The organism is Bacillus cereus group sp. RP43 (assembly GCF_040459645.1).
Classification (GTDB): domain Bacteria; phylum Bacillota; class Bacilli; order Bacillales; family Bacillaceae_G; genus Bacillus_A; species Bacillus_A mycoides_C.
In genome coordinates this window covers 453824-468686 of record NZ_JARVHQ010000001.1, presented here as the reverse complement: position 1 = coordinate 468686, position 14863 = coordinate 453824, and the positions used below count along the sequence as shown (strand labels likewise).

Below are 14863 nucleotides of genomic sequence, written 5' to 3'. Positions count from 1 at the left end.
AAAACTATTTGAGGCTCTTTCTAGTTAAATTCCTTTCCGCTTCTTCAATCGCCCGTTGCATTTGCATTAACGGATTTTTAATCATTTTCCCATGCCCTGTCGCTAATATAGACGGCTTATACTCCAGCAATTTCTGAGCGCTTGTTAATGAAACTTCTGCATCCCACGTACCAAACATAGGAAACGGAAAAAGCCATTTTAATTGTCCTGCTACCGCCACTCCTCCTCTCGTTTGAAATGCATCCCCAACAATGAGCGCATCATTTCTCGTGTCTAAAAACGCCATTGATCCCGGTGTATGACCTGGAGCTGCAATTGCTACAAGAGAACCAATTTGATCTCCCTCTTGAAGAAGAATATCTGGAATCGTCTTTATCCTTTTTGACACACTCACTTTTACTTGCGTGCCTGGTTCTCCTAGTTGCAGTGACAAATCCCCTTCAAGTAAACGAGCATCTCTTTCAGAAATATAGACCGAAACATTCGGCAGTTCTTGTTTTATAGCATCAAGCGCTCCTACATGGTCATCATGTGCATGTGTTATAACAATATTCGTAATCGGTTTTCCTAGTTTTCGAGCCGCTTCTAGAATCTTCTTTGCACAAAATGGCAAAGCTGCATCAATTAACGTTAATCCTGTTTCTTCTTCGACAAAGTAACAGTTAATCGGAAATAGACGCGGTAAAAATGCGATTTGATGAACTGTTTCTACCTTTATTAAATTCATCTCCTTTACCTCCATGAAAAAAAGCTGTTTACAAATACATATGTAAAACAATCCTTTTCAAGAATCCATCAACAAAAAACCAGCAGCCACAAGGCTACTGGTTCTCTTTCATCTATTAAACTGTGTAACGCTCATCTTCTAAAATTTTCGCAGCAATTTCACGTTTCTTCGGAATTACGTTAAGTGGTGTGTGGCGAGTTAATTTACGTAATGATGATAACATCATGCGTAGCATGTCGCCGTTTTCAACTGCGATAAGTGTTTCTTTCGCATCTGCTTCGATTTCGTTGAATGCTTCTTGGCAGAATACTTCAGTGTATAACACTTTTTGTTTATTCTTTTCAAGACCAGTTGTTTTAATTGCTTTTTCTGTACGAAGAACAGCTGACTCCATTGCGTAAAGATTGCTTACGATATCAGCGATATTCACAAGAATTTCTTGCTCTTTATCTAATGCTTTACCGTATTTTTGAGCAGCTAATCCAGCTACCATTAAGCCGATTTTCTTCGCGTTAGTTACTAAATATTTTTGAAGTGCTAATGGCTCATCGCCTACTTCTTCTGGCATCATCATCATTAACTCTTCTTGTAATTTTTGTGCTTTTTGAAGAAGTGGTAATTCACCTTTCATCGCTTTACGTAAGAACGTACCTGGTACGATTAGGCGGTTAATTTCGTTCGTTCCTTCGAAAATACGGTTAATACGAGAATCGCGGTACATTCTTTCAATCTCGTACTCTGCCATAAATCCGTAACCACCGTGAATTTGAACACCTTCATCTACTGTATAATCTAGTACTTCAGAACCGAATACTTTATTTAAAGAGCACTCGATTGCATATTCAGCGATAGAAGCTGCTACTGCTTTACCATCCTTTACTTCCTCTTCAGATAATGTGCTCATGCGGCTTTCGAATAAACCTACTGTACGGTATACAGAGCTTTCAGCTGCATATGTTTTCGCTGCCATATTCGCAAGTTTCTCTTGAATTAATGGGAAGCGAGCGATTGGTTGTTTGAACTGTTGACGTTGGTTTGCATATTGTGCTGAAATTTCTACTGCACGTTTCGCAGATCCAACTGTACCAACACCTAATTTATAACGGCCGATATTTAAAATGTTGAACGCGATAATATGACCTTTACCGATTTCACCAAGTAAGTTTTCTTTCGGTACTAATGCATCTTCTAAAATTAACGTACGAGTTGAAGAACATTTAATACCCATTTTCTTTTCTTCTGGGCTTGTAGATACGCCAGCATATTCTTTCTCTACGATAAATGCTGAGAAGTGCTCTCCATCAATTTTTGCGTATACGATAAATACGTCAGCGAATGCAGAGTTTGTAATCCATTGTTTTTCACCATTTAATACGTAATGTGTACCTTCTGCATTTAAACGTGCAGTTGTTTTTGCACCTAATGCATCAGATCCCGAACCTGGCTCTGTTAATGCGTATGCAGCTAATTTTTCACCAGTTGCAAGTAATGGTAAATACTTTTTCTTTTGCTCTTCGTTACCGAATAATACGATTGGTAATGACCCGATACCTACGTGAGCACCGTGAGTAATTGCAAAGCCACCAGCGCGAGAGAATTTCTCTGCGATTAACGCTGAGCTTACTTTATCAAGACCAATTCCGCCATACTCTTCTGGTACGTCAGCGCCTAATAAACCAAGTTCCCCAGCTTCTTTTAAAAGACGAACAGAACGATCAAACTCGTGTTGCTCTAAATATTCAAGCTCTGGAAGAACTTCATTTACGATAAAGTCCTCTGTCGTTTTTGCAATCATTTTATGCTCAGATGAAAAATCCTCTGGCGTAAACACTTGATCAATCGTAATCTCATCAACTAAAAAGCTACCGCCTTTAACCGCATTTCCTACTGTTTTTTCCATGAAAATTTCCTCCTTCATATTTTCATAAGCCGCTTCTTTCTTTTTGAAAGAAGCTGGCTCTCAATTTTATTTTTTATAAACCTTTGTCGCTTCCATTATTTGTATTGGCGGCGTCTCGTTCTGAGCAAGCCACCTCCACTTTTTATAATCTAGTTCCAGCGGCTAGAATGTTCGGTGGCTTCACTTCTTCCTGCGAGGCAAAGAGCGCCTCTACGTCTGAAGCTCCATCACCCTCTCATTCTGAACGAGCCGCTTACACTTTTTTTCATAATCCAGTTCCAGCGGCTAGAATGTTCGGTGGCTTCGCTGCTTCCTGCGAGGCAAAGAGCGCCTCTACGTCTGAAGCTCCATCCCCCTCTCATTCTGAACGAGCCGCTTACACTTTTTTTATAATCCAGTTCCGGTGGCTAGAACAGTCGGTCGTTTCACCCCTTCCTGTGAGGCAAAAAGCGCCTCTTCGTCAGGGCTTCCAACGCCCTCCTGTTCTGAACGAGCCACCTGCACTTTTTTTTATAGTAATTCAAATACTCCCGCTGCTCCCATTCCGCCGCCGATACACATTGTTACGATACCGAATTGTTGGTTGCGGCGTTTCATTTCGTGAATAAGGGATAGTGTTAGTTTCGCTCCTGTACAGCCAAGTGGATGTCCAAGTGCAATTGCACCGCCGTTTACGTTTACTTTTTCTTCATCTAAACCAAGTTCACGAATAACTTGGATCGATTGAGAAGCGAATGCTTCATTTAACTCGAATAAGCCGATATCCGATAGTTCTAATCCTGCTAGTTTTAACGCTTTTGGAATTGCAGCGATTGGGCCAATTCCCATTACTTCTGGTGGTACGCCAGCTACTGCGAAGGAACGGAATTTCGCAAGTGGCTTCATGCCATCGCTCACTGCTTTTTCACGATCCATTAATAGTACAGATGCTGCACCGTCACTCATTTGTGAAGAGTTACCAGCTGTTACAGAACCGCGAACGTTAAATGCTGGACGTAATTTACCTAAAATGTCTAGCGTCGTCTCTGCTCTTACACCTTCGTCTTGTGCGAAAATGATTGTTTCTTCTTGCAGTTTATTGTTTGATCCAACCGAGCGTAATGTCACATCTACAGATACTGTTTCATCAGCAAAGTTCCCTGCCGCTAATGCTTTCGCAGCACGTTGATGACTTCTTACTGCAAATGCATCTTGCTCTTCACGAGAAATTCCATATTTCACAGCAACTTGCTCTGCTGTATGTCCCATGCCCATATAATATTCTGGAGCCGCTTCTACAAGGCGACTATTCGGACGAACGACGTGTCCCATCATCGGAACCAAGCTCATTGATTCCGCTCCGCCTGATAATACAGCTTCAGAGTGTCCAAGCATAATGCGCTCTGCTCCGTAAGCGATACTTTGTAAACCTGAAGAACAGTAACGGTTAATTGTAATAGCTGGAACATCGTAAGAAAGCCCTGCTAATCCGCCGATATTACGAGCCATATTTAAACCTTGCTCTGCTTCTGGCATTGCACAACCGAAAATTAAATCGTCGATTGGTCCTTCATAATTCGCACGCTTTAACGTTTCCTTTACTACTAACGCCCCTAGATCGTCAGGACGAACTGTTTTTAATGAACCCCTCTTTGCTTTTCCAATTGGTGTTCTTGCTCCCGCAACAATGACAGCTTCTCTCATGAACGATATCTCCCCTCGTTATTAGTTACGTAATGGCTTTCCTTTTACAAGCATGTGCTGCATTCTTGCTTGTGATTTCATCTCACTTACTAAGCTAATAAATGCTTCACGTTCTACATCTAATAAATACTGCTCATCAACTTCTGTTCCGTACGGTACTTTTCCGCCCGCAATGACATATGCAAGTTTCTTCGCAATGTGAAGATCATGTTCAGAAATGTAACCTGATAAATGCATTGCTTCTGCACCAAGTACAAGAGTTGCATATCCTGTTTCACCAACAACTGGTATCTTTTTACGGATTGGTGCTTTATAGCCAGCTTCATATAAAGCAAGTGCTTTTTGTTTCGCATCATATAGTAAGTGATCACCATTCACACTAATACCGTCTTTATCGCCTAAGAAGTTGTTCGATACAGCTTCTTGTGCTGATGTAGAAACTTTCGCCATCGCTACAGATTCGAATACTTTATTCGCAACTTTTTGCAGATCAAACTCTACACCGTTTGGCATTTTATTTAAGTGTTTAATATATAGCTCTTTATTACCGCCTCCGCCAGGGATTAAGCCAACACCAACTTCTACTAAGCCCATATACGTTTCGCTAGAAGCTTGAATGCTAGCCGCTGGTAAACAAACTTCTGTACCTCCGCCAAGCGTCATACCATATGGTGCTGCTACAACTGGCTTAGAAGAGTATTTAATTTTCGTCATTGCATCTTGGAAGTTTTTCACAACCAACTCAATTTCAAAGTAGTTGTCATCTTGTGCTTCCATTAAGATCATTGCTAGGTTCGCACCAACGCAGAAGTTCTTCGATTGGTTACCGATAACAAGACCTTTATAATTCTTTTCTACTTCATCAACAGCGTAGTTAATCATTTGCGTAATATCCATACCGATTGCATTGCTCTTCGAATGGAATTCTAAGCAAAGGATACCGTCGCCTAAATCGATTAAGCTCGCTCCGCTATTTTTCTTTAATACGCCATTTTTCGCTTTTAATTGTTTAAGAGAAATTGCCTTTTTATTACGTTCGATTAGCTTATATTCGCCATTATCGTAATAGTAGCTATCTCCGTTATCATGTTTGTAGAAAGTAGTGAAACCTTTCTCTAACATTTCTTTCACCCAAGTCGGAACAACTACGCCGTTTTCTTCCATCTTTTGAACGGACTTTTCAACGCCGATTGCATCCCAAACTTCAAATGGTCCTTGCTCCCAGCCGAAGCCCCACTTCATCGCTTGGTCAATTGCAACGATATCGTCAGCAATTTCTTTATGAAGTTTTGCAGAGTATAAAAGAGTTGGTGTGATGATGTTCCATAACAACTCTCCTGCGCGGTCTTTCGCGTATACAAGCGCTTTCAATTTATTCGATAAACCTTTTTCTTGTTTACTTAACTCGATAGATGCAGCTTTTAATTTTTTGCGAGCTTCGTATTCCATCGTTTCAGGATTTAGTTCTAAAATTTCTTTTCCTTGTTTTATGAAGAAGCCTTGACCTGTTTTGCTTCCAAGCCATTTTTTATCAAGCATGTCATGCATGAAAGCTGGTACTTTAAATACATCACGCTCTTCTTCTTGTACGTTTTCATATACGTTATTTGCAACGTGTACGAATGTATCTAAACCAACAACATCTAATGTACGGAACGTTGCGCTCTTCGGACGACCAATAAGTGGGCCTGTTACAGAATCAACTTCCCCAATGCTATAGCCGCGTTTTATCATCTCTTGAAGAGTTACTAATAAACCGTACGTACCGATGCGGTTTCCAATAAAGTTTGGTGTGTCTTTTGCGATAACAACGCCTTTTCCAAGAACGTCTTCGCCAAATAGTTTCATGAAGCTTAATACTTGTGGATCTGTTTCTTTCGTCGGTATTACCTCTAGAAGTTTTAAATATCGTGGTGGGTTAAAAAAGTGTGTGCCTAAGAAGTGCTTCTGGAAGTCGTCTGAACGACCTTCTGCCATTTTTTCTACTGAAATGCCTGACGTATTCGAGCTTACAATAGAACCCGTTTTACGAACAGCATCTACTTTTTCAAATAGTTTCTTTTTAATATCTAAGTTTTCAACTACTACTTCAATAATCCAATCTACATCAGCTAGACGCTCAAGATCATCTTCTAAGTTACCTGCTTCAATCAGTGCTAAATTTCCTTTCACTGTCAGAGGAGCTGGTTTTTGCTTTAATAGTTTTTGCACAGCCGTATTACTAAAACGATTTCTCACACTTTTATGTTCTAATGTAAGTCCCTTCGCTTCCTCTTCTTTTGTTAGCGCAGGTGGTACAATATCAAGCAATAATGTCGGAATACCAATATTAGCTAAGTGTGCCGCAATCCCTGAACCCATTACGCCTGAACCCAGAACAGCAGCCTTTTTAATTTGGAACATCCAATTCTCCCCCTATTCTTGAATGAATGCTCATTCAATTTTTCGACATAAGTCGCAATCAATGAGTGAGCCTCTACTAATAAATATATGATACAGTTTGAATTTTCGCAATATATTTATTGATAAAATTTTCTGAAATAAATATTTTTCTTTTATTTGCCCATGCTATATATATGTATTTTCTTCACTCAAATACACTTTTCCTTTTTATAATCTGACGAAACTGGAGGAATATATATGGCAAAACTTAAGAAGAACCCTTCAAAAGCTGGAATTAGCGCAGCAAGCGTAACGGGAAATGCAGGTCCGCATAATCACGGTGTGGAAAAGGGCCGTCAAGGTAATAACCAACAATATAAGAAGCATAATATGGGCGAAAAATAACGGTATATTTTTGGGCAGAAAACGTGGCATAATGGGTAATGGCTGCTTTTTCTGCCCAATTTATTTGTACATATGGAAAACAAAAGAGGGAACGATGATGAAACGAACAATAGTTATGATTGTAATGATTGCTACACTATTTACAGGGATGATTTTCTTCTCTTATGCACAAAGGCAACAAGCTGTAAGAGCGGATCAACCTAACATTACTGGGCAATACGGCATTACAATCGATGCAGACACAGGTGAAATTTTGTATGGAAAACGGGAAGACGAACGCTCTTATCCGGCTAGTATAGGGAAAATGATGACTACCTTACTCTTACTAGAGAATGTAAAAGAAGATGAAGAAATTACGGTTACAGAGAACGCAATTAAAACGGAAAGTCAAAGTAAGAAGATTAAACTTCGTGCTGGGGAAAAGTTAAAGCGTGATGAGGCATTAAAACTTATGCTTATCATTAGTGCAGACCCAATCGCTGAATCTATCGCAGAACATATCGCAGGATCAAAAAATGAATTTGTAAAAATGATGAATGCAAGAGCGAAGGAACTTGGTACAAAGCATGCGACTTTCAAAAATGCAAGTGGTGCTGATGCACTCGGAAATAAAGTATCACCATATGATATTGCTATGATTACGAAAGAAGCATTAAAGTACCCAGTTGTTTTAGAATATATGAATTCAACACGTACAACTCTACATACTTCAGAACGCTCTCCAAACATCGCAAACTATGGACGAGAAGAACTATATGACGATCCATATGCAATTGGAAGTAAAAGCGGTCTATCAGCACTCGGAAAATATACGGTCGTAACAGTGGATGAAAAAGACGGTAAACGCGTCATTAATGTTGTATTATCTTCTACTCGCACACAACTATATCCTGATACGAAAAAAATGGCACATTACGCATTTCAGCAATTAAAATAACCAAGGAGTATTTTCTCCTTGGTTATTTTTTAACCATACCTTTTAATACGAACGCAACGTTTGCTGGACGCTCTGCTAGACGACGCATGAAGTAGCCATACCAGTCATTTCCATAAGGTACGTAAACACGCATTTTGTAACCTTCTTTTACTAGCTCAAGTTGACGCTCATTACGAATACCATATAACATCTGGAATTCAAATTGTTCTCTTGGAATGTTGTGTTCTTCGGCAAGTTTTTTCGTATATTCAATAATCGCTTCGTCATGTGAAGCAATTGCAGTATAATTTCCATTTAATAAGTGCATTTTTATAATTTTTTTATAGTTATCATCTACATCTTTCTTATCCGGGAACGCTACCTCTTCAGGTTCTTTATAAGCTCCTTTTACAAGACGTAAATTCGGACTATAAGCATTTAATTCTTCCATATCTTTTTCTGTACGATATAAGTAAGCTTGAATAACTGTACCAATATTATCGTATTCAGATTTTAATTGTTTAAAGATCTCAATTGTTTTCCCGCAGCGCGTATAGTCTTCCATATCAATTGTAATAAACACACCATTTTCTTTTCCAGCTTCTAAAATACGGCGCATATTGTTCATTACGATTTCATCAGAGATATCTAATCCCATAGAAGTCATCTTTAAAGAAAGCTGCGAATTAAGACCTTCTCTTCCAATTGCACGAATCGCTTCAATCGATTCGCTAGCCATTTCATTTGCTTCCGCTTCGTTATCAACGAATTCACCTAAATAATCGATCGTTACACAAAGACCTTGCTTATTTAATGCTTTAATTGCAGCTGTCGCTAATTCAATCGTTTCCCCTGCGACGAAGCGACCTGCACCAAAGCGCAAACCATACTTTTTAGCCAGTTTTGTTAGCGCTTTATTTTTTGACAAGAAAAGAAACGAATTTCGCATTAATTGTTCCATGTAATTCACCCCTATGACTGTGATTTATCTGTTTTTTACCCCTCTTCAAAATTATATCACTGTTTAAAATTATTGGATACAAATAATTATTTAGATAATTTATAAAATACTATAAAAACATTTAAAACCCTATATTTCCGCTTATAAATATGCAGGGAATATTTTTCGACATTTAGAAAAAACGAATTTACTAGGCACAAAATAAGCATGTCGAAAATATTCGACATGCTTATAAAACCCTTTATATTCCATGTAAATTATATGAGGATATTAATAAAGAAAACTTGATGTAGCATTACCTCATGCCTTCTCACTGCTCATTTCGCTTCTCTTCATTCAGCTTTTTAATATCCGTAATTAACTGTACCATCTCTTCTTTTGCATCAGGATACGTCTCATTCCAGTGCTTCACTAAAGCCGGCATCGTCTTTGCAATATAAGAATACAGGGCCCACTTCTGCACCTGTTCTTTTCTCTCTTCATTGCTCTCTCCCAGTAATAGTTCCGTGTATTTCTCTAGTAACCCGTCAAATTGTTCGTTAAACTTTTCACTCATCTTATTTACCTCCTATATGAAAAAAGCAGCGAAGATCGCTGCTTTTTCTTATAATTTTGATCGAACAGAGTTTAATTTTTTCTCCATTGTGCTTACTTTATCACGACGATCATCGATACGAATTGTTGTTGCAACGCGCTGTGCACCTTTCGTATATGGAACTTCATGCATTTGTTGAATTACTTCTAGAATGACAGGAAGATCTCCTTCAATTACTGTATTCATTGGTGTTAATTGATACTTCACGCGATCAGCATTTTTCTCTAGCACCTTTTGTACTTCTGCTACATATTCACTAACACTTGGATTACTTGTTCCTACTGGAATAATCGATACATCAACAATTGCCATAGTAACTTACCTCCTATAATCGCTTCTTATATATCCATTGTCTATTTTACCGAAATCCTCATCATTTTACTAATCTGTTTTCTTCTACTTTAAACTGCTCAACCAATCTCTCTAAGTCCTGCATATTCTCTGTCAAACTTTCCATCGTATGAGCTACTTTTTCTAAATGATTCACTTGTGACTCAGTTGCTGCATTTACCTCTTCAGAAACAGCCGCGCTCTCTTGACTCGTGCTAGCAATTGTTTGCATAACTTCTGTAATTTCTTCTTGCTCATGACCTATATTCTGCACTTCTGCTACAATCTTCTCTACTGAAGCACTAATTGTACTTACGACTGACATGATTGTGCGGAATTCTGTCTCCGCCTCTGTCGTAACTTTATTTTGTATATCAGCAATATCTTTCAACTTACTTACAACTTCTACAACTCGCTTTACTTCTAATTGTACATCACCAATCATCGTTGCAATCTCTCCGGTTGCCTCTTTTGATTGTTCAGCTAATTTTCGAACCTCTTCAGCAACAACCGCAAATCCCTTACCTTGTTCACCTGCACGTGCTGCTTCAATCGAAGCATTTAAAGCAAGTAAATTTGTTTGATCCGAAATACCTTTTATAAGCTCTACAACATTTTGAATCGATCCAACTCTTTGCTCTAACTTACCAGACGCTTCCTCTGTATGAACAACGATAGAAGATGATTGTCCTCTCGTACGAACTAAATTCCGCATCGTATTTAACCCTTGTTTAGATGCTTCCTCTGCTTTGCCGGTCACTCCCTTTATTTCACCAACGGAACTATTCATTTCTTCCATCGACTGTGCCATATTTTCAAGTTGTGCTGAAACTTCATCTACACTATTAGCAAGCGTAGAAGCTCCTCCGCTCACATCATCCATGGCACCTGAAACTTCTCTACTAGCTGCTACAGTTTCACTCGTTAAATAATGCAGATTATGAGTCGATTGTTGCACTGTCGATACACTATTTTTAATTTTACTTACCATTTCATTCATTTGCTCAACCATATCATTAAAGTGGGTCGTAAGCGTACCAACCTCATCTTTACTTGTCACTTTCATTTGCAGCGTTAAATCACCTTCCGCTACTTTTTGAACGTGATTCGTTAATAGTTGCAGTGGTCTTGCTAATCTTCTTGAGAACAAGTATGAAGCTACGATTCCAACTAATAAGCTAATACATGCCATTATAATGACTGTATTTCTCATACTATTTAATAGCCCATCAATCGTTTCTTTCGGATAAAAAATTCCTATTTTCCATTTCATCAAATCAAATGACTGACTATAAACAACTACATCTTCACCTTTTAATGTAGTGACAGCATATTTTGTTACATCTTTATTTAAACTCTTCACAAGTGGTTCTTTCGAAACATCTTTCCCGATTTTCTCTGGGTAAACAAGAGCCATATTTTTATCATTTATAATAAACATTTCTCCGCCGTTATTGTATTGAATATTATGAAGTAACTTCTGAATTGTTCCAAGTGATACATCCATCGCTACAACACCTAATACAGATCCATCTTGAGCTGTAATTGCTTTAGACACTCCCACACTTAGCTTACCTGTAGCAATTTCATACATAGGTTGTCCCCAGTGAACCTTTTTCACATCAGCTTCTGAGTCTTTATACCAAGGTCTTGTCGTTGGATCATAACCTTCTGGCACTTGTCCACCTTCAGCAAGATTGGCACTTAATGTTTTTTTATCTTTCGTACCAATATATAAGTCTAAAATGCCAGGATGATTCTTTTTATACTCCGAAAACTCTTTCGTCAAAAATGCTTCCTCTTCTGGAGTAACTCCATCTTGAAGCATATTACGAATCATCTCACTGCTCGCATAATATCCCATATCTTCATCCGTTCTTTGAACAAATGTCGTAAGTTGCTCTGTCACAAGATCCATCGTATTTTGAGAATACTGGTCTAAGGAGCGCACTTCCTTCTCTTTCTGTAATTGATACATAGCTGTACCTAATATTACAAACATCATAGAAATAAGAACCGAAAATACTACCGCAATTTTTAAACGTAAACTTCTCAACATCTTCCCCAAAGCATCCCCTTCATGTTGTATTGTAATCGTATTAATCACTATATTAAGTATAATGGATAAAATTAAAAAATTGAAATTAATTCTCCTCTCAATCTGAGTAGAAAACCTACAACCACTTGTGTAAAAACAAATAGTTCATTATCCTTAAGCTATACAATCTCATTCGTTCGGAGGGAACTATGTTACAAAAATTCGGTTTCTCACAATATGAAAGCCAAGCTTACGAAGTTGTCGTATCAAGCAATGAACCATTAGATGCAACAACTATCGTTAAACATTCAGGTGTTCCAAAAGCAAAAATATATGAAGTGTTAGCACGCCTAATTGATAAAGGGATGGTAATGGATTCTGTTTCAGAAAAGAAAAAATTGTATACAGCATTACCACTCAAGTTAGCAATTGAAAAGTTAACGACAGAATTCCAATCTAATATTAAAGAACTTGAAAATAATATTTCTAAAAAGTCATTTACAGATGACCGTGTTTGGAGTTTGAAAATGCAATCTTCTATTAAAGTACAAAGTAGGCAACTTGTAGAAGATGCGAAAGAATCCATACGCATCTCCGCATGGAATGACACCCTTTTAGAATATCTTCCTTTACTTGAACAAAAAGCAAAGCAAGGCGTCCAGATCGAGGCCCTTATAGTTGGAAAAGTAGAAACAGATTTAGAAAACATGCACTTTCTAATCCCAGCTGAAGAACCTAACGCATTAGAGCGTTATTTACTACTCATCGTTGACGACCGAGAAATTTTATTCGCTGGTGTAGAGCAAGAATCATGGCAAGCGATGAAAACAATGTCACAACCTTTCGTGAAGTTCTTTACGGAGTTCTTCTATCATGACGTTGCACTTGCGAAAATTACAGAGAAGCACCATGATCTCTTTATGGAAGATGAGGAAATTAAGAGTTTGTTGATGAAGTTGAGATATTAAAAAAAACGCCTTTATTTCAAGGCGTTTTTTTCTACATTTCTTTTCTATTTTTCAACCTTAACACATAAGCACCAGCAATAATAAAACCAATTCCTAAAACGAATAAAGACGTAAATTCATTACCGACGCCGCCAGTAGCTGGTAAACGAACTTCATTATGAGTATTAGGTTGTTTTACCGGCTTCACATCAGTGGAAGGTTTCACTTCTCCACTGGGTGTTGGCTTATTTGGCTTAGAAGGAAGTGATGCCTTTTCTTCTTTCTTATTTTTCACAATATGTTTAATAATTTCTCCATTCTCTTTTATTTCGAATGCGAATGTCTCCTCATTAATTACATATCCATTCGGTGCTATTGTTTCTTTATACGTATACTTTCCGTATGGCAGTTTGAATTTCGCTATACCTTGCTCATTTGTTTTTCCTTTTACTACTTCTTTTCCTTGTTCATTATAAATTGTAAACTCTGCATTTGGCAGTTTCGCATTTCCATCTGCTACATCTACTTTTGTTATTTCTAGTTCACCTTCTACTTTTTTATCTTGAACGATATGTTTAATAATTTCTCCATCCTCTTTTATTTCAAATGCGAATGTCTCTTCATTTATTACATATCCATTCGGCGCTAATGTTTCTTTATACGTGTACTTTCCGTATGGTAGTTTGAATTTCGCTACACCTTGCTCATTCGTTTTTCCTTTTACTACTTCTTTTCCTTGTTCATTATAAATTGTAAACTCTGCATTTGGTAATTTCGTATTTCCATCTGCTACATCTACTTTTGTTATTTCTAGTTCACCTTTTATATTTTCATTTTTCAATTCTAAGACAGCTGTTTCACCAGTTTTCACCTCAATTTTTTTAACAGCATTGTCTAACACATACCCAGCCGGCGCTTGAATTTCTTTCACGCTATATATACCGATTGGAAGATTACCTAGCTCCGCAGTCCCCTTATCATTTGTCGTAACATTTTGTTTAAAGTTTTCATTAGAGACTTCAAACACAGCTCCTTTTAATAATTCCTTTTTCTCTCCTAATTTCATAATCTTTAAAGAGCCTACTGATTCCCAATTTACAACTAAGTCTGTACTGATTTTCTCACTATTTCTTTGTAACAATATCGTCGTGTTTTGAATTTTCCCCGAACCTTTAAAAGCAATGGCTTGTAAATTTGTTAAAGTAGATTTTACTTTCATTTTAAAATTCCCACTAATCGTATCTTTCGGAATTAAAATTTTGAATTTTTCATTAATTGATAATATACTTTTCTCTTCTCCTCTTTCATTTACAATTCTAATACCTTTAGGAGCATTTTCAGGAAGAATTGTATAGGAACCAGACACTGCATTTGTTTGAATTGCATAAAACGCTGTTTCTAAATAATCACCTTTTTGCATTGCAGCTTGTGGATCTATAGGATTAACTTTAAAAAATACATCTTGTGATCCAGTTTCTTTTTTTGAAGCCTCTACTAAACGCTTCATAAGATTATGTACTTGTTCATTTTTTGCAACTAAATCTTCTTCCGTTAATTCATTTGCTGCAATCCATACTGCTAATTGTGTAGCATAATGCGCTTCTTCCGTTGTCGCTACACCTAATTCAGATGGGCTTTTTTGAGGATACCCATTAAGTAAAACACGATATACAGCATCAGATGTTTTTCCCATCTCAGGTAAATCCTCTCCATTAGGAGAACGTAAATCAGGCGTTAAACAATAAGCAATACTACCCGAAGCTGTTTTAATTATTTCCGTCTTTATTTCACGATCTTTTGCTTTACTATAACTCCAATCCATTTCATACTTTTCTCTGTTCATTACTTCTGCTTTTACTTGTGGCATCGCAATTCCTAATAAAATAATAAGAGCACTAAAAAAACTAAACCATTTTCCTACCATTTTTCGTTCCATTCTCTCCACCATCATATATAAATTTCTACATGAAGCAATCTTA

At 37.6% G+C, this 14863-nt stretch carries 12 protein-coding genes; 3 read left to right on the top strand and 9 right to left on the bottom strand.

Translation table 11 applies throughout. The features are described from left to right. Nucleotides 1-4: 4 nt before the first annotated feature. The 4 genes from QCI75_RS02300 to QCI75_RS02285 form a co-directional block, all read right to left on the bottom strand. Nucleotides 5-727 (bottom strand): MBL fold metallo-hydrolase, encoded by a 723-nt coding sequence (locus QCI75_RS02300; protein ID WP_144505381.1) that lies wholly within the window; start codon nucleotides 725-727, stop codon nucleotides 5-7. A 115-nt stretch (nucleotides 728-842) separates the two neighbouring features. After that, the gene (locus QCI75_RS02295) at nucleotides 843-2627 is read right to left on the bottom strand and encodes an acyl-CoA dehydrogenase family protein (RefSeq protein WP_000416287.1); all 1785 of its coding nucleotides are present in this window, start codon (nucleotides 2625-2627) and stop codon (nucleotides 843-845) included. Between the two features lie 510 nt (nucleotides 2628-3137). Further along, the gene (locus QCI75_RS02290) at nucleotides 3138-4310 is read right to left on the bottom strand and encodes an acetyl-CoA C-acetyltransferase (RefSeq protein ID WP_001206332.1); all 1173 of its coding nucleotides are present in this window, start codon (nucleotides 4308-4310) and stop codon (nucleotides 3138-3140) included. A gap of 21 nt (nucleotides 4311-4331) precedes the next feature. Next, nucleotides 4332-6713 (bottom strand): 3-hydroxyacyl-CoA dehydrogenase/enoyl-CoA hydratase family protein, encoded by a 2382-nt coding sequence (locus QCI75_RS02285; protein WP_353759927.1) that lies wholly within the window; start codon nucleotides 6711-6713, stop codon nucleotides 4332-4334. Between the two features lie 237 nt (nucleotides 6714-6950). On the opposite strand from QCI75_RS02285, the gene QCI75_RS02280 reads away from it, so the two are divergent. Beyond that, complete coding sequence (locus QCI75_RS02280) at nucleotides 6951-7097, top strand: YuzL family protein (RefSeq protein ID WP_001096344.1); 147 nt, start codon at nucleotides 6951-6953, stop codon at nucleotides 7095-7097. A 97-nt stretch (nucleotides 7098-7194) separates the two neighbouring features. After that, nucleotides 7195-8034 (top strand): D-alanyl-D-alanine carboxypeptidase family protein, encoded by an 840-nt coding sequence (locus tag QCI75_RS02275; RefSeq protein WP_064476265.1) that lies wholly within the window; start codon nucleotides 7195-7197, stop codon nucleotides 8032-8034. Nucleotides 8035-8056: 22 nt separating this feature from the next. Here the strand turns inward: QCI75_RS02275 and QCI75_RS02270 are convergent, their stop codons facing one another. The 4 genes from QCI75_RS02270 to QCI75_RS02255 form a co-directional block, all read right to left on the bottom strand. Then, nucleotides 8057-8974 (bottom strand): proline dehydrogenase family protein, encoded by a 918-nt coding sequence (locus tag QCI75_RS02270; protein ID WP_144505383.1) that lies wholly within the window; start codon nucleotides 8972-8974, stop codon nucleotides 8057-8059. A gap of 310 nt (nucleotides 8975-9284) precedes the next feature. Continuing rightward, on the bottom strand, nucleotides 9285-9530 hold the full coding sequence (locus QCI75_RS02265) for a YusU family protein (protein WP_001290592.1): 246 nt from the start codon (nucleotides 9528-9530) through the stop codon (nucleotides 9285-9287). A 48-nt stretch (nucleotides 9531-9578) separates the two neighbouring features. After that, nucleotides 9579-9881, bottom strand: coding sequence for an MTH1187 family thiamine-binding protein (locus tag QCI75_RS02260; RefSeq protein WP_353759926.1), 303 nt, complete (start codon nucleotides 9879-9881; stop codon nucleotides 9579-9581). A gap of 61 nt (nucleotides 9882-9942) precedes the next feature. After that, nucleotides 9943-11958, bottom strand: a complete 2016-nt coding sequence (locus tag QCI75_RS02255; RefSeq protein ID WP_353761481.1) for a methyl-accepting chemotaxis protein — start codon at nucleotides 11956-11958, stop codon at nucleotides 9943-9945. 188 nt (nucleotides 11959-12146) lie between these two features. On the opposite strand from QCI75_RS02255, the gene QCI75_RS02250 reads away from it, so the two are divergent. Continuing rightward, nucleotides 12147-12905: a TrmB family transcriptional regulator gene (locus QCI75_RS02250; RefSeq protein ID WP_144506511.1), complete on the top strand. Its 759-nt coding sequence runs from the start codon at nucleotides 12147-12149 to the stop codon at nucleotides 12903-12905. A gap of 31 nt (nucleotides 12906-12936) precedes the next feature. Here QCI75_RS02250 and QCI75_RS02245 read toward each other — a convergent pair whose 3' ends face one another. Continuing rightward, a complete protein-coding gene (locus QCI75_RS02245; RefSeq protein ID WP_353759925.1) occupies nucleotides 12937-14820 on the bottom strand; it encodes a SpaA isopeptide-forming pilin-related protein in 1884 nt (627 codons plus the stop codon). Nucleotides 14821-14863: the final 43 nt, after the last annotated feature.

Bases quoted from the DNA above. Each gene is read 5' to 3' on its own strand.
- QCI75_RS02280 (WP_001096344.1), top strand. From the start codon at position 6,951: ATGGCAAAACTTAAGAAGAACCCTTCAAAAGCTGGAATTAGCGCAGCA.
- QCI75_RS02300 (WP_144505381.1), bottom strand. From the start codon at position 727: ATGAATTTAATAAAGGTAGAAACAGTTCATCAAATCGCATTTTTACCG.
- QCI75_RS02290 (WP_001206332.1), bottom strand. From the start codon at position 4,310: ATGAGAGAAGCTGTCATTGTTGCGGGAGCAAGAACACCAATTGGAAAA.
- QCI75_RS02245 (WP_353759925.1), bottom strand. From the start codon at position 14,820: ATGGAACGAAAAATGGTAGGAAAATGGTTTAGTTTTTTTAGTGCTCTT.
- QCI75_RS02255 (WP_353761481.1), bottom strand. From the start codon at position 11,958: ATGTTGAGAAGTTTACGTTTAAAAATTGCGGTAGTATTTTCGGTTCTT.
- QCI75_RS02265 (WP_001290592.1), bottom strand. From the start codon at position 9,530: ATGAGTGAAAAGTTTAACGAACAATTTGACGGGTTACTAGAGAAATAC.
- QCI75_RS02270 (WP_144505383.1), bottom strand. From the start codon at position 8,974: ATGGAACAATTAATGCGAAATTCGTTTCTTTTCTTGTCAAAAAATAAA.
- QCI75_RS02250 (WP_144506511.1), top strand. From the start codon at position 12,147: ATGTTACAAAAATTCGGTTTCTCACAATATGAAAGCCAAGCTTACGAA.
- QCI75_RS02295 (WP_000416287.1), bottom strand. From the start codon at position 2,627: ATGGAAAAAACAGTAGGAAATGCGGTTAAAGGCGGTAGCTTTTTAGTT.
- QCI75_RS02285 (WP_353759927.1), bottom strand. From the start codon at position 6,713: ATGTTCCAAATTAAAAAGGCTGCTGTTCTGGGTTCAGGCGTAATGGGT.
- QCI75_RS02275 (WP_064476265.1), top strand. From the start codon at position 7,195: ATGAAACGAACAATAGTTATGATTGTAATGATTGCTACACTATTTACA.
- QCI75_RS02260 (WP_353759926.1), bottom strand. From the start codon at position 9,881: ATGGCAATTGTTGATGTATCGATTATTCCAGTAGGAACAAGTAATCCA.